The 26,124-nt window shown below is 39.4% G+C and carries 20 protein-coding genes; 13 read left to right on the top strand and 7 right to left on the bottom strand.

All coding sequences use genetic code 11. From position 1 onward, the window contains the following. Nucleotides 1–268 precede the first annotated feature (268 nt). The 7 genes from V7K98_RS28640 to V7K98_RS28610 all read left to right on the top strand — a co-directional run bounded on the left by V7K98_RS28640 (nt 269) and on the right by V7K98_RS28610 (nt 9,045). The gene (locus V7K98_RS28640) at nt 269–931 is read left to right on the top strand and encodes a class I SAM-dependent methyltransferase (protein ID WP_335028181.1); all 663 of its coding nucleotides are present in this window, start codon (nt 269–271) and stop codon (nt 929–931) included. 351 nt (nt 932–1,282) lie between these two features. Further along, nucleotides 1,283–2,650 carry a DUF2252 domain-containing protein gene (locus tag V7K98_RS28635; protein WP_335028179.1) on the top strand — a complete coding sequence of 456 codons (1,368 nt, stop codon included), beginning with the start codon at nt 1,283–1,285 and terminating at the stop codon, nt 2,648–2,650. A gap of 11 nt (nt 2,651–2,661) precedes the next feature. Beyond that, complete coding sequence (locus V7K98_RS28630) at nt 2,662–4,359, top strand: SulP family inorganic anion transporter (protein WP_335028177.1); 1,698 nt, start codon at nt 2,662–2,664, stop codon at nt 4,357–4,359. Between the two features lie 388 nt (nt 4,360–4,747). Next, nucleotides 4,748–4,981 (top strand): EF-hand domain-containing protein, encoded by a 234-nt coding sequence (locus V7K98_RS28625; protein ID WP_335028175.1) that lies wholly within the window; start codon nt 4,748–4,750, stop codon nt 4,979–4,981. Nucleotides 4,982–5,464: 483 nt separating this feature from the next. Further along, nucleotides 5,465–6,838: an AAA-like domain-containing protein gene (locus tag V7K98_RS28620; protein WP_335028173.1), complete on the top strand. Its 1,374-nt coding sequence runs from the start codon at nt 5,465–5,467 to the stop codon at nt 6,836–6,838. A gap of 136 nt (nt 6,839–6,974) precedes the next feature. Continuing rightward, entirely contained in the window at nt 6,975–8,525 is a 1,551-nt protein-coding gene (locus V7K98_RS28615; protein ID WP_335028171.1) for an AAA-like domain-containing protein, read from the top strand. 274 nt (nt 8,526–8,799) lie between these two features. Further along, nucleotides 8,800–9,045 carry a hypothetical protein gene (locus V7K98_RS28610; RefSeq protein ID WP_335028169.1) on the top strand — a complete coding sequence of 82 codons (246 nt, stop codon included), beginning with the start codon at nt 8,800–8,802 and terminating at the stop codon, nt 9,043–9,045. 106 nt (nt 9,046–9,151) lie between these two features. On the opposite strand, the gene V7K98_RS28605 is transcribed toward V7K98_RS28610, so the two are convergent. Continuing rightward, nucleotides 9,152–9,382 (bottom strand): type II toxin-antitoxin system HicA family toxin, encoded by a 231-nt coding sequence (locus tag V7K98_RS28605; protein ID WP_335028167.1) that lies wholly within the window; start codon nt 9,380–9,382, stop codon nt 9,152–9,154. Next, nucleotides 9,379–9,618, bottom strand: a complete 240-nt coding sequence (locus tag V7K98_RS28600; protein WP_335028165.1) for a type II toxin-antitoxin system HicB family antitoxin — start codon at nt 9,616–9,618, stop codon at nt 9,379–9,381. Before V7K98_RS28600 ends, V7K98_RS28605 begins: the two co-directional genes overlap by 4 nt. 197 nt (nt 9,619–9,815) lie before the next feature. Here V7K98_RS28600 and recQ point away from each other — a divergent pair, with 197 nt between their 5' ends. The 4 genes from recQ to V7K98_RS28580 all read left to right on the top strand — a co-directional run bounded on the left by recQ (nt 9,816) and on the right by V7K98_RS28580 (nt 15,001). Then, complete coding sequence (recQ, locus tag V7K98_RS28595; protein ID WP_335028163.1) at nt 9,816–11,978, top strand: DNA helicase RecQ; 2,163 nt, start codon at nt 9,816–9,818, stop codon at nt 11,976–11,978. Nucleotides 11,979–12,080: 102 nt separating this feature from the next. Beyond that, nucleotides 12,081–12,653, top strand: a complete 573-nt coding sequence (locus V7K98_RS28590; RefSeq protein WP_335028161.1) for a Uma2 family endonuclease — start codon at nt 12,081–12,083, stop codon at nt 12,651–12,653. A gap of 11 nt (nt 12,654–12,664) precedes the next feature. After that, entirely contained in the window at nt 12,665–13,858 is a 1,194-nt protein-coding gene (locus tag V7K98_RS28585; RefSeq protein ID WP_335028159.1) for an MFS transporter, read from the top strand. A gap of 441 nt (nt 13,859–14,299) precedes the next feature. Beyond that, entirely contained in the window at nt 14,300–15,001 is a 702-nt protein-coding gene (locus tag V7K98_RS28580) for a hypothetical protein (RefSeq protein ID WP_335028157.1), read from the top strand. Nucleotides 15,002–15,165: 164 nt separating this feature from the next. On the opposite strand, the gene V7K98_RS28575 is transcribed toward V7K98_RS28580, so the two are convergent. From V7K98_RS28575 to V7K98_RS28555, 5 genes are all read right to left on the bottom strand, one after another. Continuing rightward, nucleotides 15,166–16,464, bottom strand: coding sequence for a radical SAM/SPASM domain-containing protein (locus V7K98_RS28575; protein ID WP_335028154.1), 1,299 nt, complete (start codon nt 16,462–16,464; stop codon nt 15,166–15,168). A gap of 187 nt (nt 16,465–16,651) precedes the next feature. Continuing rightward, nucleotides 16,652–19,444, bottom strand: coding sequence for a tetratricopeptide repeat protein (locus V7K98_RS28570; RefSeq protein WP_335028152.1), 2,793 nt, complete (start codon nt 19,442–19,444; stop codon nt 16,652–16,654). A gap of 40 nt (nt 19,445–19,484) precedes the next feature. Next, on the bottom strand, nt 19,485–21,131 hold the full coding sequence (locus V7K98_RS28565) for a hypothetical protein (protein WP_335028150.1): 1,647 nt from the start codon (nt 21,129–21,131) through the stop codon (nt 19,485–19,487). A 5-nt stretch (nt 21,132–21,136) separates the two neighbouring features. Further along, nucleotides 21,137–22,024: a trypsin-like peptidase domain-containing protein gene (locus tag V7K98_RS28560; RefSeq protein WP_335028148.1), complete on the bottom strand. Its 888-nt coding sequence runs from the start codon at nt 22,022–22,024 to the stop codon at nt 21,137–21,139. A 6-nt stretch (nt 22,025–22,030) separates the two neighbouring features. After that, a complete protein-coding gene (locus tag V7K98_RS28555) occupies nt 22,031–22,372 on the bottom strand; it encodes a CU044_2847 family protein (protein WP_335028146.1) in 342 nt (113 codons plus the stop codon). A gap of 1,286 nt (nt 22,373–23,658) precedes the next feature. Between V7K98_RS28555 and V7K98_RS28550 the strand changes: the two genes are divergently transcribed. Both V7K98_RS28550 and V7K98_RS28545 read left to right on the top strand, forming a co-directional pair. Further along, on the top strand, nt 23,659–25,608 hold the full coding sequence (locus tag V7K98_RS28550; RefSeq protein ID WP_335028144.1) for an AMP-dependent synthetase/ligase: 1,950 nt from the start codon (nt 23,659–23,661) through the stop codon (nt 25,606–25,608). 42 nt (nt 25,609–25,650) lie between these two features. After that, nucleotides 25,651–26,100, top strand: coding sequence for a YlqD family protein (locus V7K98_RS28545; RefSeq protein WP_335028142.1), 450 nt, complete (start codon nt 25,651–25,653; stop codon nt 26,098–26,100). Nucleotides 26,101–26,124: the final 24 nt, after the last annotated feature.

Below are 26,124 nucleotides of genomic sequence, written 5' to 3'. Positions count from 1 at the left end.
AATGGGTATGCCGAAATAACAAATGGGTATGCCGAAATAACAAATGGGTATGCCGAAATAACAAATGAGTATGCCGAAATAACAAATGAGTATGCATAGCCTGCACTTTTTTCTACGAGACGCTGTGCGTAGCTTGCTTCCACGTTCTTGGAGCGTCTCGTAGAGAAGTGGTAAGCTGTTCCACATTTAACTTGCATAATTAGGGCGCTCATATTGCCCACCCCACAATAGTTGTATTAATTTTAGATATGCAAACTAAACGAAGGTTATGACAACTCAAACACTAGGATTGGAACAAAACCTCTATGACTATTTACTATCAGTGTCTCTCCGAGAACCAGAGATTTTAACCCAATTGAGGCAAGAAACAGCCCAGCATCCAGTCGGAAGAATGCAGATAGCTCCCGAACAGGGGCAATTTTTGGCGTTACTAGTACAGTTGTTAGGAGCTAAGAAAACTTTGGAAGTTGGGGTATTTACAGGTTATAGTTCCCTGGTGGTGGCATTGGCGTTACCAAGTGACGGTAAGGTGGTAGCTTGTGATGTGAGTGAAGAATTTACAGCGATCGCTCGGCGTTATTGGCAGCAAGCTGGAGTGGCGGATAAAATTCAACTGCACATTGCCCCAGCTTTGGAAACTTTAGATCGGTTACTGGCAACAGGAGAGGCCGAAACCTTTGATTTTGCTTTCATCGATGCAGACAAGAGCAACTATGATGCTTATTATGAGCGATCGCTGCAATTAGTGCGGCCGAGGGGACTGATTGCCATCGATAATGTTCTCTGGTCAGGTAGGGTTGGCGACCCCCAAGTGCAAGATAATAGAACTAAAAAGATTCGTGCCTTTAATCAAAAGCTCCATCAAGACGCGCGAGTTAGTCTGAGTTTAGTTGCGATCGCAGATGGTTTGACTCTGGCACTAAAGAAGTAATGTCTTGGAATCTTCATTTATCTATCTGTTACGAACGCAGAAGCTTCCGTGGTATCACTTTTACAAAAAATAGTCGTTCTATAATAATGCTCCGCACAAAACTATGCAGCAATAACGCCGTAAGAGCGTAGGTTTTGGTAGTTAGGATGGGATTTAATTAGAGTCGGCGAAAGTCATAACCTTATACAAAAAGAATTCCAATCCTGTTACTAGGGTGTATATTCTCAGCTTTTGCTCCATTTGGAATGGTAGGTTGATTTCTGCGCGCGGTGTACTATTTATCTTTCCCTCGCTAATTTTCACTTAATCCAATTTAGATATTTACTCGACAAATGAGTAAGTAAACCCCAAATGCAAAATCAAAATTCACCTCCAAAGTCCCTCTCCCGTGCTGAAAGCAGCGTTATGGGAAAAGCACTTCGCGATCAAGTACCGAGATCGAGCCACGGGGAATGGCTGCCATTGCCAAATCGTCCCGATCCTCTTGCACTGCTAGAGGAATCTAACCAAGGAAGATTGTTAGAATTAGTGCCCATTAGGTACGGACGAATGCTGGCATCTCCTTTTACATTTCTGAGGGGAGCAGCAAACATTATGGCATCCGATCTGGCTGAAACTCCCAAGACTGGAATTAAAGTTCAGACTTGTGGAGACTGCCATTTGTCTAACTTTGGTGGGTATGGCACTCCAGAAAGGAATCTTGTCTTTGATGTTAATGACTTTGACGAAACCCTTGCGGCCCCCTGGGAATGGGATGTTAAGCGTTTAGCCTCCAGCATTGTGGTAGCAAGTCGATACCTCAAACTTTCAGATAAAATCAGTCGGGCGGCGGCGATCGCGGCGGTTCAATCCTACCGAGAACATCTGCATGAGTATGCACAAATGACTGTGCTGGAGGCATGGTATGACCATATTGGGGTAGAATCCCTACTCAGCTTTACTTCGCACGCCAAAGAACTGAAGAAACTCAAAAGTGAAGTAAGCAAAGCAAAGGCGTTGAAGCCTGTCTTGGAACTGCATAAATTGACTAAAACGGTGAACGGACACCGCCGTTTTATTGACAATCCTCCCTTAGTATTCCATGAGTCACCGGAAGACCCTCTGGCATTAGAGATGTTATCTGTTTTCCATAAATATCGGAAAACTCTCCGAGAGGATGCGCGGATTTTACTAGACCAATATCACCTTGTTGATGTAGCGATGAAGGTGGTAGGGATTGGTAGTGTCGGTACGCGCTGTGGTGTTGCCCTCCTGGTGGCTGAGGATAATGATCCTTTATTCTTGCAAATCAAGGAAGCTCGTCCTTCAGTACTGGAACCTTATGTAGGGAAAAGTACTTACGAGAACCACGCCCAAAGGGTTGTAGTGGGGCAGCATCTGATGCAAGCATCCAGCGATATCTTCCTTGGTTGGACAAGGGGTGATAGTGGACACGATTTTTACCTGCGGCAGCTCAGAGATATGAAAACTTCTGTCGAGATTGAGGGAATGTCGCAGACGGATCTATGTGGCTACTCCCATTTATGTGGTTGGGCGCTAGCACGGAGTCATGCTCGTTCGGGGAAACGATGCATGATTAGCGGGTATCTCGGTCAAAGTGATACCTTCGATCAGGCGATCGCTAATTTTGCAGTTGCTTACGCCGACCAGAACGAGCAGGATTACAAAAAGTTGGTTGCTGCTGTAGAGGCAGGACAGATCAAGGCTATTCAGGAATAGGAACGAAGAAATTGAGTGTAAAGACAACGCCACATCCAGTTAAAAAGCGATTTCGCCTGTTTCAAGGCATTTTACCTTTAAGACCCTCCACTATCAGCAATGATATGATTGCAGGCATTGTACTGGCGGCACTGGGCATTCCTGAAGTGATGGGATATACAAAGATTACTGGAACACCAATTGCCACAGGTCTTTACACACTCATCCTGCCAGCTTTAGTGTTTGCTGTTTTTGGGTCTTCGCGCCATCTGGTTGTCGCCGCCGACTCAGCGACTGCGGCGATTTTGGCGGCTGGACTGTCAGGCTTGGCACCGTTGGGTAGTTCCCAATATTTAGCTTTAGCCGAATTAGTCGCCATTCTAGTCGCTGGACTGTTGCTTGTAGCACGCCTATTTCGGCTTGGTTTCCTGGCGGACTTTCTATCACGTACCGTCTTGATTGGTTTTTTGACTGGGGTGGGAATTCAGGTAGCGATCGCTCAATTAGCTGGATTACTAGATATTAAAAGTGGAGGATCTAATCCCATCCAGCAAATCATCAGTGCGATCGCAGGTTTACCTCATGCTAACCCATTGGCGATCGCTATTTCTGTAGCTGTGCTGATGACGATTAAGCTATTCGAGAGATTTCTCCCCAAATTCCCAGGAGCATTGTTGGCTGTAGTGGTTGCGATTATTACTAGTTGGATGTTTAACTTTGCTAGTCGGGGAATCACGGTCGTCGGAACTGTTCCTAGTGGGTTGCCTTCCTTTGGTTTACCAACAGTTAGTTTGAGTGAAATTCCGCAAGTATTGGGAATTGCCTTTTCCTGCTGTATTGTGATTATTGCCCAAAGTGCCGCTACATCACGTGCCTATGCCTTTCGCTACGGCGAAAGCTTTCAAGAAAACGTCGATCTTGAAGGTCTTGCAGTAGCTAATCTCGCGGCTGGATTGACTGGTACATTTGTGGTCAATGGCAGCCCGACCAAAACTGAAATTGTGGATACTGCCGGAGGACGCAGCCAAATCGCCCAACTTTCCACAGTAGTCGTCGTCTTAATAGTCATCCTCTTTTTAACTCAGCCCATCAGCTACCTACCTAATGCAGTTTTAGCCGCAATTGTCTTCTCAATCGGACTCAAATTGATTGATATTAAAGGAATGTTGGCGATCTTCAAAACCCATCTCGAAGAATTTTATCTTGCCGTCATCACTGCGGCTACGGTGGTTTTTGTGGGAGTTAAAGAGGGTATTGTTTTAGCAATTATGTTGTCACTAATCTTACATGTGCGCCATAGTTATCGACCCCATTCAGCTATTATCATTCCTGGTGAAAATAAATTTTGGCAGCCAATTCCCGTGCAGATGGGTACTGTATCAGCACCTGGTCTAATTATTTATCGATTTAGTCGAGACCTGTTTTATGCTAACGCTAGCTTCTTTTCAGAGGAGATTCAAAGCCTAGTAAAAAATGCCTTACCACCAGTGCAGTGGTTTATTTTAGAGGCAAGAGCAATTACTCAAATCGATTACTCCGCATCCCAAACGGTTTGCGATGTTGTCAAGGAATTATCGATTCAGAACGTAACTTTTGTTGTGTCTGGTCTCTCACCAGAGGTAAAAGCACAGTTTGATCGCGATGGATTAACAGATTTAATCAGTGCTAATCGTTTTTTTTACCACTTAGAAGACGCATTAGCGGCTTTCCATGAAGTCATCCACGACTGATGTATATATCTAGTCCGGTGAAGTCAAAATCTCAGATGTCGCTTTTAATCTCAACCCCAGTCATGAGATCCATCAACACCCCCCTAAGTTCCAGACGATGACGCATAAGCCAGGATGTTGAATGATTACTCCAATTAGTACAAATGGCCAAGCTGGAGGGGTCATAGTCTAAACGGTGGCTGAAGATTAGCTCTATCTCTGACTGTGTTAGAAAGAAGGCGCGTCCGTGTCGATTTATTTCCATCGTCAGACTGTAAACCCTTTAACCCACAGCGTACACCCGATCTAAACCCCAGCGATCGCCTTTTCTACGTCTTTTGATACAAATTTATTTAATTTTGAGAGATTAATGAGATATTAAGTTTAAAACTAATTCAGATAGAAACTTATGACAACCGAGCAAGAGCTTCAATCTCTTTTTAATACCTTAGATAGCGATCAAGACGGCAAAGTATCCATTAACGATCTTTTTTTCAGTCCTGGCTTAAGTGCAATCATTTCATCAGAAACAAATACCAGTAGTCCCCAGGAATTACTAGTAAATTATGATTCAGACAAAGACGGTAGTATTACCTTTGAAGAATTAAAGCAAGCAGTTGAGAAAGCAAATAATTTAAACTAGCAACCCAATCCCTAACACCCAATAGCGAATGGCACGCAAGATTTTGGCAAATCCATAAGTCACAAGGCTTTTGGGTGTAGGGGTTGCAAGGTTAAAAATTAGATTTGAATCAAGATCCAAACAAGTTGATCCACGTTATAATTTTCCCCTACCACCATGCAACCCCCACACCTCTACACCCATGCCTAGCAAGGCTTTCATGTTTTCAAACGTGCCATTTGGTTATATCCAGTAAACCAAAAACTTTTAAAAACAACGTCAAAAAAGGGTTTCAGGCATCGGAAATTAAGAGTATTCACCATTGGTTTTAAAGGAATCTTAGAGCGATCGCTTACGCTAGAAATCGCCGCCCTCTTCAACTCCTACATGGCCTCGTCAGACCCTCTCCAAGGAACCCCTGGCGTGAGAAACTGCAACAGATGTATATTATTAATAGACCAAAGTAGATAAATATATCTACTAATTGTTTAACCTTTAGTATCCGTGGAAGATATTCTGCAAGCAGTAGAAAGAATTCTGCAAGACAAGCCTCTTGCTTCTATTCAGTGCTTTGTACTCTCTCAATCGTGGTTAGGTAAAACTTACGGTGAAATGGCAGAGGAATCAGGCTATCGTGACAATTATATTAAGGAAGTTGGCTCTGAGTTGTGGCAAGACCTTTCCACAGCGCTGGGAAAAAAAATCACGAAAAAAAATCTGCATTTGGCTTTGAAGAAATACGTGCAAGACAAAATAGGTGATGGGGATAATCAGAATCAACAGGAGTTCAGTGAAGAATCTAGGTTAGAAATGGTTTCTCGAAACTTATTTTCAGCTAGCAAGATTGAATTTCCTAGCGGCCCCGTACCACTGAGTTCTCCTCTTTACATAAATCGCCCTCCACTAGAAGAACTTGTTTGTAACGAGATTTTATACCCTGGTTGTTTAATCCGAATTAAAGCACCTAGAAAGACAGGAAAAAGTTCACTGCTAAACCGGATGATTGCTTCTGCTAGAGAGCAAGGTTATCAAATTGTTTATCTGGACTTTCAAGAAGCCGATGAAGACATTTTTGCTTCTCTTGATAAATTTTTGCGTTGGTTTTGTGTCAATGTCAGCAGACAGTTAAATCTCCTTCCCTGTCTAGATGATTTTTGGGATATAGAAATGGGCAGCAAGGTAAGCTGCAAAATCTATTTTGAAGCATATCTGCTGCAATATATCGATCATAATCCTCTAGTTTTGGCTTTGAATGAAGTTCATCGAGTTTTTGAACATCCGAATATTGCCCAAGACTTTTTGCCAATGCTGCGATTTTGGCACGAACAAGCAAAGCAGGATGAAATCTGGCAAAAACTACGGATGGTGGTAGTTCACACCACAGAAATCTATATTCCACTCAAACTCAATCAATCGCCTTTCAATGTCGGGATAACAATTACGCTGTCACCGTTTACTCTCAATCAGGTACAAAATTTAGCATTGCGTTATGGACTAAATTGTGCAGCAGGCTCCGAAGGGGCAAAACGCCTTGCACCCTTACAAGCAATGGTAGGAGGACATCCCTATTTGGTGAACCTAGCGCTATATCATCTCTGTCAGCAGGAAACGAGATTAGAGGTATTACTAGAAACCGCATCTACACCAGTAGGAATTTACAGTCAGCATTTACGAGAACTGTTGAGCCTACTGCAAAAAGAACCAGAATTAATGTCAGCGATGCAGCAGGTAATTGCAACCGATGAAAAAGTAGAACTAGACGCGATCGCTGCTTACAAATTAGAAAGTATGGGTTTGGTTAAACTCAACGGGAATCAAGCTCAAGTTATGTGTGAGTTATATCGCCTTTATTTTAGCCAACAACTTGGAAAGCACTGAGAGTAATAACGAGAACTAATTTAAAATTTTTATTACTTACGCAAAACTTCAGCTAAAACCTTTATTCTCAGGTAGGGGCAATTCATGAATTGCCCCTACCGCGTGTGGTTTTGCGTAAGTACTAATTTTAAATCAAATGAACAATTATCGATACCAAGTTGGCGGCACTTTAACCAGTGATGCTCCTACCTATGTTGAACGCAAAGCGGATGTAGAATTTTATGAAGCCTTAAAACAGGGTGAATTTTGCTACATCCTAAGCAGTAGGCAAATGGGCAAATCTTCACTTATGGTAAAAACAAAGCATCGCTTGCAACAAGAAGGTTTTAAATGTGTCACCGTTGATATGACTAATATTGGTTGCGAAAATATAACTCCAGAACAGTGGTATAAGGGAGTTGTAGGCGATTTATGGTTGGGTTTTAAACTGTTAGAAAAAGTAAATTTAAAAACATGGTGGCAAGAACAAAATGATATTTCTTTGATTCAGAAACTCAGTCGGTTCATTTCAGAAATTCTGTTAGCTCAGTTTCCTAACGAAAAACTATTTATTTTCATTGATGAAATTGATAGTATTCTCGGACTCGATTTCTCTGTTGATGATTTTTTTAGCTTGATTCGTTTCTGTTACAATCAACGAGCAATTGATCCAGAGTATGAACGGATTACATTTGCAATTTTTGGTGTTGCTACACCTTCAGACTTAATTTTATATCAAAATCATATTACACCGTTTAATTTTGGTAAAGCCATACGAGTAAATGGTTTTACATTTGAAGAAGCTCAAACACTATCGTTAGGACTAGATATTAAAGACAATCATCCCCATAAAGTTTTGAAAGAAGTATTATTTTGGACAAAAGGGCAACCATTTCTTACTCAAAAACTGTGTGGGCTACTTGTCAGTTTATCTCAAGATGATATAGGTAGAACGCTAAAAATTCCCCCTGGCGCAGAAGAATTTTGGATTGAAAATGTGGTGCGATCGCACATCATCGATCAATGGGAATCACAAGATGAACCAGAGCATTTACGAACAATTCGCGATCGCATCCTCAGAAATGAAAAAATTGCCGCCAGATTGCTAGGAATTTATCAGCAAATCCTCCAAGGGGTTGAAGTAACAGCCGACGATAGTCGAGAACAAGTAGAATTGTTGTTATCTGGTTTGGTAGTCAAAAAGCAAGGTTTTCTCCAAATCAAAAACCGAATTTATCAAGAAGTTTTTAATTTAGAATGGGTTGGAAAAAAATTAGCTTACTTGCGCCCCTACTACGAAATCTTCAATGCATGGATAGCCTCAAAGGAAAAAGATGAATCTCGTTTATTACGCAGACAAGCCTTGATTGATGCCCAAACCTGGGCACATGGCAAAAGCTTGAGCAACTTAGATTATCGATTTCTGGCTGCTAGTGAAGAATTAGATCGGCGAGAAATGCAGCAAGCATTAGAAGCTGAACGCGCTAAAGAAGTTGAAGCAAGACTTGCAGAACAACAAAAAAGGCTGGCTCAACAAAAGAAAACCGCCAAAATAGTGACTTTTTTGCTAGTAGGTATGACAATCAAGTTGGTGATTTCTATAGTGTGGGGAGTGTCGCTTTTACGAAAAATTGATGCTTTAGAATCACAGTTAAAATGTAAGCAGCTACAGCATCACGAAAGAGTATTGAAGAAGAATTCAGAATAATTTCATAATAAAGGGTTTTAGGCTATGTTGCTGAAAGCAGTGCGATCGCCAACAGAAACGCAAGTCTTGGCAAAGCTGCTGAAGATGTGAGTAAAATGCTGATATCTTTAATAACTACTCACGCAGACAGCCTCCGAAAAAGCGATCGCTTATTTATGATAATTGATTTAGTTCTATAAGTTAACATGAGTTAAACGAAACTAAAAAAGCAATTTGTGTAAAAATTGTAAGTTGTATATTACAAATCCTGTTATCAATATGAATAATTAAGAGGATGAAGCAATTGAGTAATCTAGATAAAGTTTTAGATGCGGCAATGGAGTTGCCTTTAGAGCAACAAGAAATGCTGGTACAAATTCTCAAGAACCGAATTATTGAAAGTCGGCGAGATGAAATTGCATCAGATGCAGCAGTTTCCATTGCTGAATTCCAAGCAGGTAGGCTCAAAGTTCAGACTGCTAGTGAAGCAATTCAAGAATTACGGGAATATCTCAATAACCCAAGTGCTGCCGATGTATAAGTTGGTTATCAAGTGCAATAGCTCATTTTCCAAGCTAATGTAGTGCGCTAGCCGATCTTGTAGGTTGGGTTGAGTACCGACACAAAATAATAAAATTATACCTAATTTATTTTCCCAATAACTCAAAGAAAGTTTCCTTATCTATACCAATATCCCGAATCATACCCATTAGAGTCCCTTCTTTTAGGTCTTTTCCCGAATGAATAGGAACAACAACCCTTTGTCCATGAGTATCTTTGTAAATAGCATGACTCCCCTTTTGACGGTCAAGATAAAAACCTAAATTTTCGATGATTTTGATAAATTCTTTAGCTTTGACACTGGGAAAATTACTCATACCAAGATACTTAATGGCTTAACAATTAAATCATCTCTAGGAATTAACTGATTATCAGCCCTTAAACTTTCAATATATAATTCAATCGCTTCTGTAATATTCTCGATGGCCTCTTCAAAAGAATCTCCTTGAGAATGACAACCTTTTAAAATTGGACAAAAAGCGTGATAACCTCCATCAGATTCTTTTTCCAGAAGAACTGTGTAATTGTAAATTTGTTTATTATTGTTGTCCATATATTTTCAATTTATCTACGATTTACCTACTTTTACCTCAGCATAATTTCATAATAAAGGGTTTTAGGTTATGTTGCTGAAAGCAGTGCGATCGCCAACAGAAACGCAAGTCTTGGCAAAGCTGCTGAAGATGTGAGTTAAAATGCTGATATCTTTAATAACTACTCACGCAGACATCCCCCGAAAAAGCGATCGCTATGCTTCAGTATCCCCATCTCGAACAAGCGCTAAAATATCACTTCGGTTACGACCAATTCCGCCCTGGACAACGGCAAATTATCGAAGATGCGCTGCAAAATCGAGATTTAATGGTTGTGATGCCGACTGGTGGGGGAAAATCTTTGTGTTTTCAGCTACCAGCGTTGTTAAAAAATGGACTAACTGTGGTAGTGTCGCCGTTAATTGCTTTGATGCAAGACCAAGTAGAAGCACTGCGAAATAATAATATTAACGCCACATTTCTTAATAGCAGCTTGAATGCTTACCAAGTGCGATCGCGCGAAGAAGCCATTCTCAACGGTAAAGTAAAATTACTATACGTCGCCCCTGAACGTCTCCTCAGTGAAAGGTTTCTCCCATTTATTGATTTAGTTAAAGAAAAAATCGGTATTTCTAGCTTTGCTATTGATGAAGCGCACTGCGTTTCGGAATGGGGGCACGATTTTCGTCCAGAATATCGCCAGTTAAAATCTCTTAGAAAACGCTATCCTGATGTTCCTACCGTCGCCCTCACCGCCACAGCAACCGATCGCGTCCGTAGCGATATCATTCAACAATTAGGACTAAAGCAACCAAGCATCCATCTTGCCAGTTTTAATCGTGAAAATCTTTATTACGAAGTTCGTCCTAAAACGAAATATGCTTACGCTGAATTATTAGAACTAATTCGAGAAACTGAAGGTTCGACAATTATTTATTCTTTAACTCGTAAAAAAGTTGATGAGCTTACTTTTAAACTACAAAATGATAAAGTTATTGTTTTGCCTTATCATGCCGGATTAAATGATGAGGAACGTAGTAGTAATCAAACGCGATTTATTCGAGATGATGTCCGGGTGATGGTGGCAACAGTCGCCTTTGGGATGGGAATTAATAAACCCGATGTGCGGCTGGTAGTTCACTTTGATATGCCCAGAAATATCGAAGGTTATTATCAAGAATCGGGTCGAGCCGGTAGAGACGGAGAACCATCTCGCTGTACAATCTTTTTCAGCTTTAGTGATGTTAAAACAATTGAATGGAGTATCGATCAAAAAACTGATCCTCAAGAACAGTTGATTGCTAAACAACAACTGCGGCAGATGATCGATTACGCTGAAGGCACTGATTGCCGGCGAACGATTCAACTGGGTTATTTTGGCGAAAGGTTTCCTGGGAATTGCGGTAACTGTGACAATTGTCGTCATCCCAAACCAATGCAAGACTGGACAGTTGAAGCTATGAAGTTTCTATCTTGTGTGGCGCGTTGCAAAGAAAGATTTGGGATGTTACACATAATTGATGTGTTGCGAGGGGCAAAAAAAGACAAAATTCTCCAGTACGAACACGATAAACTTTCTACCTACGGTATCGGTAAAGATAGAACTCTAGATGAATGGCGAATGTTGGGGCGATCGCTGTTACATCAAGGGTTAATAGAACAAACTAGCGATGGTTACTCAGTTTTAAAACTAAATGCCTCAAGTTGGCAAGTAATGCGAAAACAACGTACAGTTTCGCTAGCTGTAACCACAGTTCAAAAGATTAGCTGGGAACAGGGGAGTGAAAAAGCAGAAGTTGCAGAGATATTATTACAGAAGTTGCGATCGCTACGCAAACAATTAGCTGATGAACAATCTGTACCACCTTATGTCATTTTCCACGATTCCACTTTAAAAGTGATGGTACAGGTACAACCCCAAACCTTAGCTGAATTTGCCAAACTTTCTGGTGTAGGTAGTCACAAACTCGCTCAATATGGCGAAAAGTTTATTACAGAAATTCGTGCCTACCGCCAAGAAAAAGGTTTGCAAAATAAATCTGTTACTCCCGCTTCCGTATCATCTCCCAACTCACCTTCTTATACCGAATTACAGACATTACAATTACATCAACAAGGTTTAAACATTGCTCAAATTGCCCAAAAACGCAACCTAAGTCCGGCAACAGTTAGCAATCATTTAGACAAACTAATGGAGAAAAATCAGCCAGTTGATTTAAATAAATTAGTACCTCTAGAACATCAACAAAAAATTTGGCAAGTTTTAGAAGTACTTGGTGATATTTCTCTGACTCCCGTTAAAGAACAACTAGGTGAAAGCTATACTTTTGATGAAATTCGCTTAGTACGGGCTAAGTGGCGGCGTGAAAATCGTAAGTGATGATTTAAGAAAAATACAGAATACAGAATTCAGAATCAATTAGTCTGACTCCTGAATTCTATTTTTTTAAAATGCAAAAGCCTAGATTAAAGGAGTTAGCGGATGAATCAGATACTTAATACAGGAGTACGCTGGACAATTCACGATGTAGAACTATTACCAGAAAATGAAGGGACGCGCTACGAGATAGTTGATGGAGAATTATTTGTGAGTAGGGCATCTCACTTTAAGCATCAGCAAACTTGTGGTAAGATTTTCGGACAACTTAATATTTGGTCAGAGTCTACTGGTTTAGAAGAAGCTGTAATTAACCCCGGCGTTTTATTTTCAGAATCAGATAATGTGATTCCTGATGTAGTTTGGGCTACTAAAGAAACCTTGGCGCTAACATTGGATGAAGCGGGACATTTAACTGGCGCAACAGATTTAATAGTCGAAGTCTTGTCTGAAAGCAAGGAAGATGAAAGACGGGATAAAGAAGCTAAACTTAAACTTTATTCTTCCAGAGGAGTAAAAGAATATTGGATTGCTGATTGGCGATCGCGTAAACTAGAGGTCTATCGACGCGAACAAAGTCAACTTAACTTGGTGGAAACTCTATTTAGTAGCGATATTATAACTTCTCCTTTATTGCCTGGTTTTAGCTCTACTGTAAACCAGTTTTTTCCTGTATAAATTTAGGTTGAATGGAAAAACAAATCTCAAGCAACGGATTAACTAAAGTCCAGGTACTGATTATGGCGATCGCAGCTGGTGTCTGTGTTGCTAACGTTTATTATAATCAGCCAATCCTCAAAGATATTGCATCTTCTTTTGGAGTCAGTGAAGGCGAAGCTGGTAGCATATCTGTGCTTTCGCAAGTTGGTTATGGTTTTGGGCTTTTCTTTTTAATCCCCTTGGGCGATAAAATCAACAAGAAAAAATTAATTCTTTGTTTATTGGGATGTTTGTTCTGTTTGTTGATACTCATGACGTTTTCACAAAACATCATCGAAGTTTGGATCTTGAGCGTAGCAATTGGAATTACGACAGTATCGGCTCAGGTTATTCTTCCTTTAGCAGCAAGCATAGATAGAGTAACTACAGGCCAAACTGTAGGCAACATTTTTACTGGTATATTGATTGGAATTTTAGGGGCAAGGGTTTTTAGTGGATGTATTGCTGAATGGTTGAATTGGCGTTATGTATACGGATTTTCCGCAGCAATGGTTTTGATTGTTACCGTCTTACTAAGTATATACTTACCTAATATAAAAAATGAATTTAATGGTTATTACTTGGAATTATTAAGCTCAACAATTCAACAATTTAGACGTTTTTCTTTATTAAGAGAAGCGTCTTTAATTGGCGGTTTATTATTTGGTGTATTTTGCTCATTTTGGACAACACTAACTTTCCATTTAAGCGGAGCGCCTTTTAATTTTCAATCTGACACAATTGGGATGTATGGCTTTGTGGCGATCGCAGGTGCATTGATGGCACCAGTTTTTGGTAAACTAGCCGATCAAGGTAACTCCCAACGTTCCCTAACTATTGCTGTATCCCTGGTGATTGCAAGTTTAGTAATTGCTAAAATTGCTGCTAATTCTGCACTGGCGATCGCTGTTGCTGTATTGTTACTAGATATAGGTGTACAGGCAATTCAAGTCACCAATGTAGCGAGGATATACACTCTTGATGCTCAATCCAATAGCCGCATCAACACAGTTTACATTACTATCTATTTTATCGGTGGTGCTGTAGGTACTAGCATTGGTCTACTATGCTGGAATCTTGGTGGCTGGAATTTGGTAACTTGGCAAATGTTAGTTTTTACTTTGCTTGGATTCTTTATTATCGTCAGACCTAAAAAAACTACAGAAAAAATAAATAAAGAATAACAAACAATCCGCGCCAACAAAGTTAAATTAAGCTGCTATAAACTTTATGGTGCTTACTATATTTTTGGTTTGCAGCCAAATTAGTACCCTTGCTTAAAAACAGGATTTTGATTTCTGTTATCGGATATAAGCTAATTAAATAGATTTTTCTAATTTCTAGGACTAGACCTTTCAAAGTGGGTAAAAATTTTAGTCTACAAATTTCCATTTAAGCTCTTTTCTCTGCGTTCTCTGCGCCTCTGTGGTTCAATAAATTACTTTTAAACTGCTCCGCATTGCAGGGGTTCCCCCTCGTTGTAGCTAGCCCAGCGCATAGGATAAAGCAGAGATTTCAGGAGCCACCTTGAAAGTGCTAGCCTTAAATATTATTTTCTTGACAAGCCGAAATTAATTATTATAGTCTATTAATTTACACGTTTTTCAGTAGAACAAATAATAATTATGAGCAAAAAAGTTAGCATTTTGCTAGTAGCAGTATTGCTTGCAAATTATACAGCAGTAAAGCCTTCTAGTGCTACAGAAAAGAATCGTGCTTTGCTTACTAATAATATTGGCTCTATAGCTTCGGCTCCAATTAACATAGCACAAGCTATAGAACCTAGAGTTATAAAGCTTCGTCTAGCAGATTCTGGAGTTTCAGTAGGAAGTATTTTGTCGTGGGGATTTGCTGGTTTGATTCAAAAAAGATCGACTGATTGGGTTCGTTTAGAACTGACTGATAATCAAGTAAAAGTAGTACATACAACAAGAACAACTAATTGGTTAACTCAAGCCTCTAAATGGTGGGATCATCCTGTAAGAAAAATTGCTTTTAAGCCAGATACTTGTAAAGTAGATAACGTGTCAAATCAAGGTGGATCAGATATAGAAACCCAACTAAGAGACATAAAGAAGCTATATGATTCTAAGTTAATAACTGAGCAACAGTATCAAGAGTTGCAGCGTAAAGTCATTAATCAAATAAGTACAACCCCAAATCAAAATACCACTAGCAACTCTGAATGTGTTCTATTAGGAGAAAATGCAACCGTGCAACTAAAAAATATTAGTTTAGTAACTAAGGGAGAATTTAAAATTGAATATTTAGAAGGTAATGAATGGAAATATGCAGCTTTTAGAGTACCAGAAAAAGAATATAAGTAGGGGACTACAACAATAGACTCCCAAAACATAAATTATCCAAAATTATTTGTACATTTGTAGAGGCAATTCATAAATTGCCTCTACAACGCGGATATATTTATAGCGTTTCCTGATTGGATGAGGTACATCATATTAAGTAGGGTTAGGGAGAATCAAAACCTAACTTAACTATATTTAAGAAGACGTAAACCCTCTAGCCGGAGAGCTTCCGGGTATAAAGCTTTGTAAATATTGCAATTTGGAGATTGAATATCATAACGCCCTGTAGCCTTAAACGTAGCCAGAGAGCAACCACCCGTACACCAGTATTTCCATTCACATGTACGACAGCCTTCTTTTTCATCAACAGATAAATTCTGAATACCCGTTTTATCTTGCCGCACCACACTTAAAGCATCTTCACTGTCAATTGAGGATACAGTTTTATGTAGCTGCATCTGACATTTGGCAATTTTTCCTTGGTAATCAAATACGAGATAGCTTTGCCCAACTCCACAAGTTCGTTTATGAGGAGATGATAAATTAGCACGATCAACTAATGAACCTAATAAACTTCGATTAGGTAATTTCAATTCAATAACTTTGAATGCTGTTAACATTCCCTGAATCATTCTAGATTCTTCTAATTGCAAGTCTTCGTAAGAAGCTGATAGTTCATTTTCACGATAAAAATTTAAACTAAAGGGCAAATTATGCTCTAATATCCATTCAATTAAATCGGGTAATCCTTCTGCATTGCGCCCGCTAACGGTGATAGAAATATCGGGTATAATCCCATTTTGCAAAGCAATTTTAATACCCCGTTCAACATCTTGAAATGAACCCTTTCCGCCTGCATAAGTTCGTTGGATATTGTGGAAATCTGATAATCCATCTAGTGAAATCATGAGACGCAGATTTAATGTTTTAAGCATCTCAATAATCTCAGGCGTAATCAATGTTCCATTACTGAGAACAACTCCATCTAATATAATGCCTCTTTCTTTGCTAAGAGATTGAGCATACAAATGGAGATCCTTAATTAAAGGAGAGCATAGTAAGGCTTCTCCTCCTGCATACTTTAGTTTGACGCGGCGGTAATTATTTAAGCTAGCAGAGCGAAATGTAGATTCAATAGCTGCCCTACCTATATCTATTGACATATCCCTTGCTAAATGGGGAAGGTAGCAGTAGTCACATCTTAAGTTGCAGCGATCGGTAATATGTAACCATGCTGATAAAGTTTCTGGTATTTCATTTAGGTTAAATGAGCTATTATTTTTAGGAACAATTAAACGGGCTTGATATAGTTCCTGAATAGCTGTCTGTAAGTCTGCTTGGTTAATGTGAGTATTCCTTGTTATGATATCATTTAATTTATGAGGATTTGTAAATAGATTTAGTAAATATAATGCGGATTGATTCAGAATTGCTACTTTATGATCGGTTCCATAACAGATAGAATAAGTATCATCTAGATTCATGATTTGTGAATTGGGAGATATCACAAACTCTGTCTCAAATATCCCTAGAGATAATGATATATCTGAGCTTAATTCTGCTAAAGGGGATAAGTCACAGGCACAGTCCCCTCCATCACAATCGCATTGCCCAGTTGGTATGCAGGTAGAATTGAGAGAAACTAAAATTTTAGGTCGATCAATTTTTTTACTAAGCATGAGAAGATGGCTGTTTTGTTGCACGGATTCTAGTTAAAAACATTTGCTGATCGCACCATTCTTTGAGAGCTTTATTATCTTGCCACTGATGTTTTAGTTGCTGAATTAGGGTTTTAGAAAGTTCTATAGGCAACCGTTCAATTTTCTTTTGCAGCAGATTTAACTCATGTTTAATTGAATACGGCCCAAAACCTCCATCCTGGAAGATTTGGGGTATGCCTTGAGCATATTTTGCAAAGGCAAGATCGTAGTTTGCTTGTTGAAATGCTACATCACCTTCTATCCGTAATATTCGACCAAAGTACAGTTGATAGGTATCTTGATATGACTGGAAGCGATCGCTAAGTTCTCGTGCATAATCTGAAATATGCTTGTATGCTTTTGCATAATAATCAAACTCTGCTTTCCCTACCAGGCTATCAATGGCATATCGGGTGTCATTATACTCTAGACTAGTCTGGTAAGAGCGATCGTTTAGTTCGAGAGCTTGTTCTTGTAGAGTGCGATCGCACTTTTGAAACCCAAGATGCCAATAGACACTGGCCGTTTGGTGCAAAATTCCAGGTAATTCCTCTTCAAGTCCGTATTTCTCTGCCAGTTTCAGGCTTTTTTCTAAAGCATCTTGAGCGTGACTTAGCACATCTAGATCCCACTTTACCTGTGTCACATCCCAAACGGCTTCATTTACTACCTCAGCACTAAACCACTGATTTAAGCCTAAACGAAAGTATGCCCTACACAATATTCGATTATCGTTTTCCTCATTGTCACAACGGGTTAATGCTCGTTCAAGTAGCTGTTTAGCTTTAATATAATTACCATTATCTACCAAAATAGCAGCAGAGGCAATTTCGGCATCGGCTATTTCGCGTTTACTCTCAACACTCGACCACATATCAATGGCTGCCTTAAAACACTGTTCAGCCTTTACGTAATCTTTTTCTTGTCCATACAAGAATCCCAAGTTATTCTGAATGCTAGCCATAACTTGAGTTAAGCCTTTGTCAGGTATGTCAACTTCCATAGCAGCATCCCAACCTAGTTTGTAATATTTTTCAGCTTCGTTAAACTTGTTGAGTTGTCGATAAAGATAGCCAACTTGGTTAGCTACGCGAGGTATAGCAGATGATAACTTGTTGCCTTGAACTAGGGATAAACACTCTTGCTGATATTTCAAAGCTTCGTCATAAAGATGTAACTTGGTATTCAGCATTCCCAAGACATTGTAAATATTTGCTTCATGAGAAGAATTAGAATATTTTTCAGCTAGCATTCCCTCTAACTTTCTCACCTCATTTTCTGTTGTACTCTTGTCTTTAAGGGCGTGAACAATCTTTGATTCAAAAATAATTAGTTCAACTTTTTGGTCGGGTTTTAGGTCTTTTTCAAACTGTTTTACAATTCCCAATAATTGATTTACAAAGCTAATTTTCTTAGCTTGAGTACGGATTGTATTCGTAACTTTATACCAAGTTTCAAAGCCTATTGTCAGATCAGCATATAAAGCATTCCATAGCCATCGCGTAGTATTGAATTCTCGTAGTTGTTTCAGTTCTTCAATCAGAAACTCGATATTAGCTACTTTATGAGAATCATCAGAATCAAGTTGAACCTCTAATATCCTTTTTTGTGGCCCTAATTCATAATCTTTTTTCTCAAAATATTTGGCAGCAATGCGACTATCTCGTTTTCTCCATTCATCATCAGGATCAATATCTGTCCACACATATTTCTCAACTAAGTCTCGCACAATATCATGTAATGCTATTTGATAACCACCCATTACTGGTTTGATAAAAAAGTAGCTCTGTGCATCAATAAATAATCTTTGAGCCTCTTCTGTCGATAGTTCCAATAAATTAGCAATATCAGAACTATCTAATGGGTAAATACGTGAAAGCAACAGGGTTAGCCTATCCATTGATGTCCGAAGCTGTGTAATATGTCGAACCATCTCAGCTTCAAATCCACCTGTTTTTTCCAACCTGGCTGGAATAGTTTCTATATCTTCACTCTCTAACCAATCTGGAATAACTTCTCGATAAGCATACTCTACTCCAAATTCAATCATGATGGGGCTGCCACCAGAAAGAACTATGATCTTTTGAACTAAGTCTTTTCCAAGAGTAAAATGAAGTTGCTCCTCCTTGGAAAGAATGTATGTTTGTACATCTTCACGAGTAAATTCATTTAACTCCAAATAAGTTAATTCATCTTCTTTGAATGACTTTTCTAGAATTTTACGAGCAATGCTAGAGCGTCCTGCAAAAATCAATATAGCGTTATCTAGTTGGTGACATAGATTACCAATATATTCCCAAACTTCGGCTCTTACCTCTGGTTGTCCTAACTTCTCAACTGTATCAATTAGAAATACTAGTCTCTGTTGTTTGGATTTTCGATTAATTTCATCAACTAGAAACTTTTCAAGCTGTCTCCGTTCTTCTTGATATGCAGTTTGACTGAGGTGGTTTTCATCTTCTCGTAGTTGTCGTAGCCGGAGAAGCCATTCTTGATATGTAGTATCATACAATTGCTTGGCGATTTGAGTGCATAAATCTTCTGCATCATTAAAAACAGGAGTATCGCAATCAATAATTTCACTTGTCCCGATTTGAACTTTGTTTAGACGGCTTTGTAATTCATTAAGCAACCAAGTTTTGCCAATTCCACCTCTACCTTCCACCAAAACAACATGTAGCGTCTTAGCTTCTTGAACAAGGGAAATAATTCGATCTAAATGTTCTTCACGACCAACAAACTCTAATTTATCTATTTCAGACATAATATAGGACTCCTGTTTTATTTTTGCAAAAACTCCCTAGTTAGTTATTTTGAATAGCTTCATCCAGCTTCTGAATTAAAAATCTATAGGGTGTATCATTATATTCATCATTGTGCAGATAATAATTTACAAGAAACTGAAATTCCCAGTCGTTTTCTACTTCAGATTTCAGCGTATAAATAAATTCATGGAATTGCTCTCTATCTGTATTGCGAAATATTCCCAGAGTTTCTTCAACGGTTTGATCGAAGAAACTTTTGCGGAGTTTTTGTCGATGAGCCAGACTATTGATAAATCCAGCATCTCGCTGAAGAATTTGAAAAAAATACTGCATTGACCAAATTCCTGCTACAGCAGAATCATTCTTGGATTTAAGCTCATGAATATATCCCAAGCAGATTTCAGCTGCTTCACTACAAAGCTCTCGAAAGCTCTCAGGTGAACTTTCTCGAAGAAGACCAATAACTAATAATCGCCTTGTCATGTCATCTTTAATAATCGTTTTTTCACGAGTAAAAATAGATGTTTTTGTCAATTCAGCGCTTAATTTAAAGCTGTCACCACTGAAAGGTAACTGAAATCTTTGAAAGGCTTCCTTTAATATCCAAGGGCCATTTAGTATAGGAAATACACTTAATTTTTCAATAGATTCGTATAGATTATCATTTTCTTTTCTCAAGCTTTCTTTAATCTGATCTCTACATTTTTTTAGGGTTCTTTCCCATATTTTGTTCCCATAACTATTTAGAAATCGGTTAACTGTGTAACTACCACTTCGATAAACCTTTAGGGCTTCAGCAATACATCCTGGATGTCCACCAGTTAAATACAGTAAGTGTCCTGCTAGTAGAGCAAGACTTTCAGAGGTCATCTCGATTGGTTTAAGATATTTTGTTGCTGTATCTTGAATTACTTCCCAGTTAAAAGGAGAGAGTGTTAGTTTAGGAAAAATTCGCTCCAAGGGGATATCAATCAGACAGCGAGCCGCAATAACAACTCGAAATCTACTGTAATTATCTTTAAAGAACTTTAAGTCTTTTAAGGATTTTTGAATTCTCTCTACAAATTCTTTAAAATCATTAAAAATTTCATCTAAACGTTGCTTTTGTGGGGCAATGCCATCTAGATCAATTAGTAGTACAATACCTTTTTTCTCCTGGGATTGCCATTGAGTCCAAATTTCATGTAACAGTAAGTCTAAATGCTCTGCACGACTTAATTTACAATATTGCGGAAACGTAAGTCGAAGAGAATTTACTAATCGTTTTTCTAAGTCTTCAATACTTTCATAACTAGATATAGAAGCATAAGTACAGCACCATTCTAATTCTTGGAAATGCTTCTGTATCTGTTTGAGAAATTCTGTTTTTCCGTAACCTTCAGGAGCAGTTACCAAATGATAAGGAGGAGAATTAATTCCCGTAATTTCACTAATTGGAGCATCACGATTAGAGAATGGAATCTTATCAAGATCGACTGGTTCTAGAGATTGTCTATTTAGCTGGGTTAACTCTGATTCATTTTTTTCTATTTCCTCAAATTTATGATCGACTTGCCTTTGTAATTTATTTTTATCAACATCATTAAGCGTCCAACCTATTTGTTGACTGATACTTTCAATCTCAACTTTTAAACGGGCTATTGACTGTTCTAGATAGTTTTTTCGTGACTCTGAGGAATTTTTCATTGTATTTAAATGGCATTAAGTTCGCTTTCTACTCGATCGAGTTCTTGTAGTATGGTATTGATTTGGCGTTGAATGATATTGCGATCGCTCGCGCTAAGTGTATAGTTAAGTTGGTTGTAAGCTGCCTCATAGTCACTACTTAGAGCCTCAAAGCGTTGTTGCAAAGTCTTACTTTTGAGTTGTTGCACCCGGCTTAGACTATTTTGAGTATGTGTATTTGATGAAATCGGCAAGGTTATTTCATCCCATGCTTTGCTCAATACATCGCCCGGAATCATAAAAGCAGTCTTGATATCTTCTCGCTGTTTCTCCGCCGCCACAGCCATACCAACCACTCCTGCAAGGGCTTCATCCCATATAGGCGCACCGCTAAAGCCCGGTTCTACCCTGTAGCCAGTTACCTTACTATCTTCCAGTTGCACCCATCCCTTTCCTTGCTCGTCTCGCAACACCCCTGTAGACCAAACGCCATCATTGTGTCCATGAGGAAAACCGAATATGCGAAAAGGATGCCCCCAGACGTTGTTAGCTGAAATGAGCTTGATAGGTTGCGTTTCTTTAGGCAACTGCCCTTCTATTTGCAACCCAGCAATATCTTCAGGTTCGGATGTTGATACTTTGTTGACAACAGGTTGCCAAAAAACAACTTTAGCTTTTAGTTGTTGCCCTGATGCAATTAAAGGAAAATCTAAGTAAATATCATCACTAGGAGCTTCAACAATATCCTCTGGTAAAGATAGAGCCGAGGTAACAACATGAGCGCATGTCAGGATATAATTTCGAGTTCGCCCAGAGACTAAAAAACCTACACCAACTACCGCACCATTGGGATGGAAAATTCGAGCGATCGCTGACCTAAAAGCTGGAATATAATTATCTGCAATGGATACCATACTTTACTATGCCTTGTCTTGCTTCCATTTCAAGGTAATTTCGTAGTTAGCTTCACCACTTACAGAAGTGAAAATTGCACCCGCAGCAGCATTTAACTTAATACCAAACTTAACTTCTACCTCATCGGCAGGTGTATTAAGCTGACTCAGTTTGATGATAATTGCTGAAGCTACAGGTTGTATTTGGTCTAATACTTCATCAAATTTCTTTTTAGCTTCAACTACCATTTGTCCAGCGTCTGGTCTGGCAACACGGACAAGAGAATTGCTATTTTCTGGCTCATCAACTTCCGCTAAAAATGTTGTGCCATCTTCTAGAGAAAACTCTGTAATTTGTTTCCGAATCATGGTGAAACCTGTTATTTGGAATTAATAGTTGAATGTGTAGATAATCAAGATAGTTTGCAGAAGTTTTTGTACATAATCTTGTTTACCTCTAAATATCTAGGTGGAAATATAAAGTTTGTAGTTAGGACTTTAGTCCTGATAAATGCTATGAGCGATGAATCGCTCACTACGAATAATGCTTGCTGTAAACTTTTTCTGGGTCAACCCAAGAAGTTTGTGAAGTTTCTTAATAAACTGACCAACTTCAGGCTGTTTGGGCATTAAAGCTGTTTGGCTCTCATGTAATAGATTTAACAATTAATATATTAATTGTTATATTAGTTATATCTGTACTCTAACTTCAATTAGTAATTATACTGAGTTAGACCCTGGCAAGGAAACAAAGATGTAGTGGAACCATCAGGATTTCAAGTAGCTCTTAGCCTTGTACTTCGGGTCTCGGCGGGCTATGTAATACTGCTTGGTAAAGGTAAGAGGCAGGAATTATCAGGTTTTTGTGACTTTATAGCAATCCTGAATCATTGCTGACAAACAAGATCCCCTGAGAAACAAGATCCCCGACTTCTTTAAGAAGTCGGGGATCTACGGGTTGTGTTGAAAGTATGTACGTACTGTTCAATAAACTTGTGTGGAAATGATAAATACTTACAGCATAAGAGTTTCAGCAATTATAGTAGGATGTGTGATGGCTGGAATAAGTAGACGCAGCAATACAAGTATTAGAAAAAATAAATTTTTCCAATCTGGCAAATAGTCCATCAATTCGGAGAACATTTAGAACAAAAATCAGGACTGAATTTGCAGTATTGACTACCTGTCAACGAGTAAGCTGTACAATAAGGAAAACTCGTCAATTCAACTTTGGCTGTTTGCAATTTTGAACCATTTAGCGACACTTCATTAGGTTTGGTTTTATTCGCTAGAAAAATAGCTACAAGCTTAGGAAACACAATGCACGCTGCTGCGTTGATGAGCGTTAGCAGTATAGCGTCTATCAAATTCATAGGTAATCATCTCCTGTGAAAAGTAGGCGTAGGCATAGCCCGTCGTAGACATCGCTGTTTTTAGGTGCAAGCATAATATTATGTGCAGGATTCACGTTCAGTCCATCTATTGCTTGCACTCTATGTAAACTAACTTTAACATAAATTTTTGTGAATATAAACGTGGAATTCCTGGAATTATTATACACAGAAGGGAATGTGGATAATAATGACGGTTGTTGTAGCGGAATAACAAAATAAGCTGTAAAAACAATTAGTTTCAGATATTTTAGGTAAGGTGTGATGTCAAAAACCCAAACCGCGTCTTCTTTTTTATCTAACATCAGTGAGCGAGAACGCGAGGCATTGAAGCGCTTAGTCGATTACACAAATGTGGAATCGCTACCAGAAGTTTGGCCTTTGGCGGCTCAAAGATTTGGTGATGTTGTCGCCCTCCGCAGCCCCCATGCCAAACCAGAAATAGTGATTACTTATACCCAGTTAGCGGAGCAAATACAACTATTTGCTGCTGGGTTACAGGCGTTGGGAGTGAAGGTAGGCGATCGCATTTCCTTAATTTCTGACAACAGTCCCCGGTGGTTTATTGCCGATCAAGGCATCATGACTGCTGGAGCCTCTGATGCGGTGCGTAGCTCCCAAGCGGAAAAAGAGGAACTGCTGTTTATCATCACTAATAGCGGTAGCACCGCGATCGTAGTTGAAGATTTAAAGACACTTAAAAAACTGCAAGAGCGTTTAAACGATTTACCAATTCAGTTGGTTATCTTACTTTCAGATGAAGCACCACCCACAGACGAAACCATAAAGGTGCTGAACTTTGCACAGTTGATTGAAATTGGGAAAAATCATAATTTTGTGCCAGTTAAACAAAATCGTGATGCTTTGGCAACCCTAATTTACACCTCTGGCACTACAGGTAAACCCAAGGGTGTAATGCTGTCTTATAAAAATTTGATGCACCAAGTGATAACCTTTGGCACGGTATTGCAACCAAATGCTGGCGACATTGTTCTCAGTATTCTACCTTCGTGGCATAGTTACGAGCGGACTGTGGAATATTACCTACTATCTCAGGGTTGCACGCAAGTTTATACTAATCTGCGTTCTGTGAAAGGAGATTTGAGACAATTTAAACCCAACTACATGGTGGGTGTACCCCGTTTGTGGGAATCGATTTATGAAGGAGTGCAAAAACAGTTCCGCGAACAACCGGCGAATAAACAACGCCTAGTTAACTTTTTATTGGGCATTAGCGATAAATATATCAAAGCGCAGCGAACTGCTCAGGGATTGGATTTAAATAATCTTCATGCCTCAGCCGTCGAACGATTAGCAGCTAAGATCCAAGCATTGGCTTTATTACCCCTACACACCTTGGGAGAACGACTGGTTTATGCCAAAGTGCGAGAAGCCACAGGCGGAAAAGTCAAGCAGATGATTAGCGGCGGCGGTGCGCTTCCTAGACACATCGATAACTTCTTTGAAATTATTGGCGTGCAGATTTTGCAAGGCTATGGTTTGACAGAAACTTCTCCCGTTACCCATGTGCGTCGTCCTTGGCGAAATTTGATTGGGGCATCAGGGCTACCACTCCCCGCAACAGAAGCTAAAATCATAGATCCTGAGACAAAAGCGCCTTTGCCAATAGAGAAGCGAGGCTTAGTATTGTTGAGGGGCCCACAGATTATGCAAGGCTATTACCAAAATCCCGAAGCGACAGCGAAAGCCATTGATGCGGAAGGTTGGTTTGATAGCGGCGATTTGGGCTGGCTGACACCACAAGGCGACTTAGTGCTGACTGGCAGAGCAAAGGATACGATTGTATTGACTAACGGGGAAAACATCGAGCCACAGCCCATTGAGGATGCTTGTTTGCGATCGCCATACATCGATCAAATTATGCTTATCGGTCAAGATCAGCGCAGCCTGGGAGCCTTAATTGTCCCCAATGTCGAAGCCTTAGAAAAATGGGCGCAGAATGATCCAGCCACTTCTTCACCTAGTCAAAAAATTGACTGGGAGAGTAGAATGATCCAGGATTTATTTCGGCAAGAATTGAATCGAGAAGTGCAAAATCGTCCAGGTTATCGACCGGATGACCGCATTGGGACATTCAAACTCATTCTAGAACCCTTTTCCATCGAAAATGGTTTGATGACACAAACACTAAAAGTTCGCCGACATGTCGTCACGGATCGCTATAGCGATATTATTGACGGCATGTTTGCCTGATAATTCCACCTCCCAACTGTAAAGAGTGAACGTGAAATATTTATGGATGTCTCCAAATCTAATTTGCTTCTGAAACGTGTCGTCAACGTCAAAGTCATCGTGACTCCCCTGTGGAAAGAGGAAGTACAACAGCAGCTGCAAACGCAGATCAATCAACTAGATCAGCAACTGCAACAACTAGACGTAGAAGGACAAAGAGCGGTCGCAGCAATTCAAAAGCAGAGTCTGCAACCACCCGGCCCCCAGACCCTCCAACAAATTGACAATATTCAACTCCAAGTCAATCAAAAGAAAAGTGAATTTCTAGAGCAGAAAAATCAGTTGCTGCAAAACCTCCAGCAAGTGCAATTTCTCCAGCAAGATCAGGAAGTCAACCAATTTCAAATGGAAGGCTTTTTCCGAGTAGAAATCGGTGATAACCTGATTAGCAAAATGCAAGTCGAAATCGTTTTGCGCGACGGCGTTGTAGAAGAAATTCGCGGCGATCTTTAAATTTGTCATTTGTCCATTGTCATT

The organism is Nostoc sp. (genome assembly GCF_036917435.1).
In the GTDB taxonomy this organism is placed as follows: domain Bacteria; phylum Cyanobacteriota; class Cyanobacteriia; order Cyanobacteriales; family Nostocaceae; genus Nostoc.
This window is presented reverse-complemented; position numbering and strand designations above follow the sequence as displayed.

What these genes read in the sequence shown, in the direction of transcription:
- V7K98_RS28640 (WP_335028181.1), top strand. Translation starts at nt 269, where the DNA reads ATGACAACTCAAACACTAGGATTGGAACAAAACCTCTATGACTATTTA.
- V7K98_RS28635 (WP_335028179.1), top strand. Translation starts at nt 1,283, where the DNA reads ATGCAAAATCAAAATTCACCTCCAAAGTCCCTCTCCCGTGCTGAAAGC.
- V7K98_RS28625 (WP_335028175.1), top strand. Translation starts at nt 4,748, where the DNA reads ATGACAACCGAGCAAGAGCTTCAATCTCTTTTTAATACCTTAGATAGC.
- V7K98_RS28615 (WP_335028171.1), top strand. Translation starts at nt 6,975, where the DNA reads ATGAACAATTATCGATACCAAGTTGGCGGCACTTTAACCAGTGATGCT.
- V7K98_RS28610 (WP_335028169.1), top strand. Translation starts at nt 8,800, where the DNA reads ATGAAGCAATTGAGTAATCTAGATAAAGTTTTAGATGCGGCAATGGAG.
- V7K98_RS28605 (WP_335028167.1), bottom strand. Translation starts at nt 9,382, where the DNA reads ATGAGTAATTTTCCCAGTGTCAAAGCTAAAGAATTTATCAAAATCATC.
- V7K98_RS28600 (WP_335028165.1), bottom strand. Translation starts at nt 9,618, where the DNA reads ATGGACAACAATAATAAACAAATTTACAATTACACAGTTCTTCTGGAA.
- recQ (WP_335028163.1), top strand. Translation starts at nt 9,816, where the DNA reads ATGCTTCAGTATCCCCATCTCGAACAAGCGCTAAAATATCACTTCGGT.
- V7K98_RS28590 (WP_335028161.1), top strand. Translation starts at nt 12,081, where the DNA reads ATGAATCAGATACTTAATACAGGAGTACGCTGGACAATTCACGATGTA.
- V7K98_RS28585 (WP_335028159.1), top strand. Translation starts at nt 12,665, where the DNA reads ATGGAAAAACAAATCTCAAGCAACGGATTAACTAAAGTCCAGGTACTG.
- V7K98_RS28580 (WP_335028157.1), top strand. Translation starts at nt 14,300, where the DNA reads ATGAGCAAAAAAGTTAGCATTTTGCTAGTAGCAGTATTGCTTGCAAAT.
- V7K98_RS28575 (WP_335028154.1), bottom strand. Translation starts at nt 16,464, where the DNA reads ATGAATCTAGATGATACTTATTCTATCTGTTATGGAACCGATCATAAA.
- V7K98_RS28570 (WP_335028152.1), bottom strand. Translation starts at nt 19,444, where the DNA reads ATGTCTGAAATAGATAAATTAGAGTTTGTTGGTCGTGAAGAACATTTA.
- V7K98_RS28565 (WP_335028150.1), bottom strand. Translation starts at nt 21,131, where the DNA reads ATGAAAAATTCCTCAGAGTCACGAAAAAACTATCTAGAACAGTCAATA.
- V7K98_RS28560 (WP_335028148.1), bottom strand. Translation starts at nt 22,024, where the DNA reads ATGGTATCCATTGCAGATAATTATATTCCAGCTTTTAGGTCAGCGATC.
- V7K98_RS28555 (WP_335028146.1), bottom strand. Translation starts at nt 22,372, where the DNA reads ATGATTCGGAAACAAATTACAGAGTTTTCTCTAGAAGATGGCACAACA.
- V7K98_RS28550 (WP_335028144.1), top strand. Translation starts at nt 23,659, where the DNA reads ATGTCAAAAACCCAAACCGCGTCTTCTTTTTTATCTAACATCAGTGAG.
- V7K98_RS28545 (WP_335028142.1), top strand. Translation starts at nt 25,651, where the DNA reads ATGGATGTCTCCAAATCTAATTTGCTTCTGAAACGTGTCGTCAACGTC.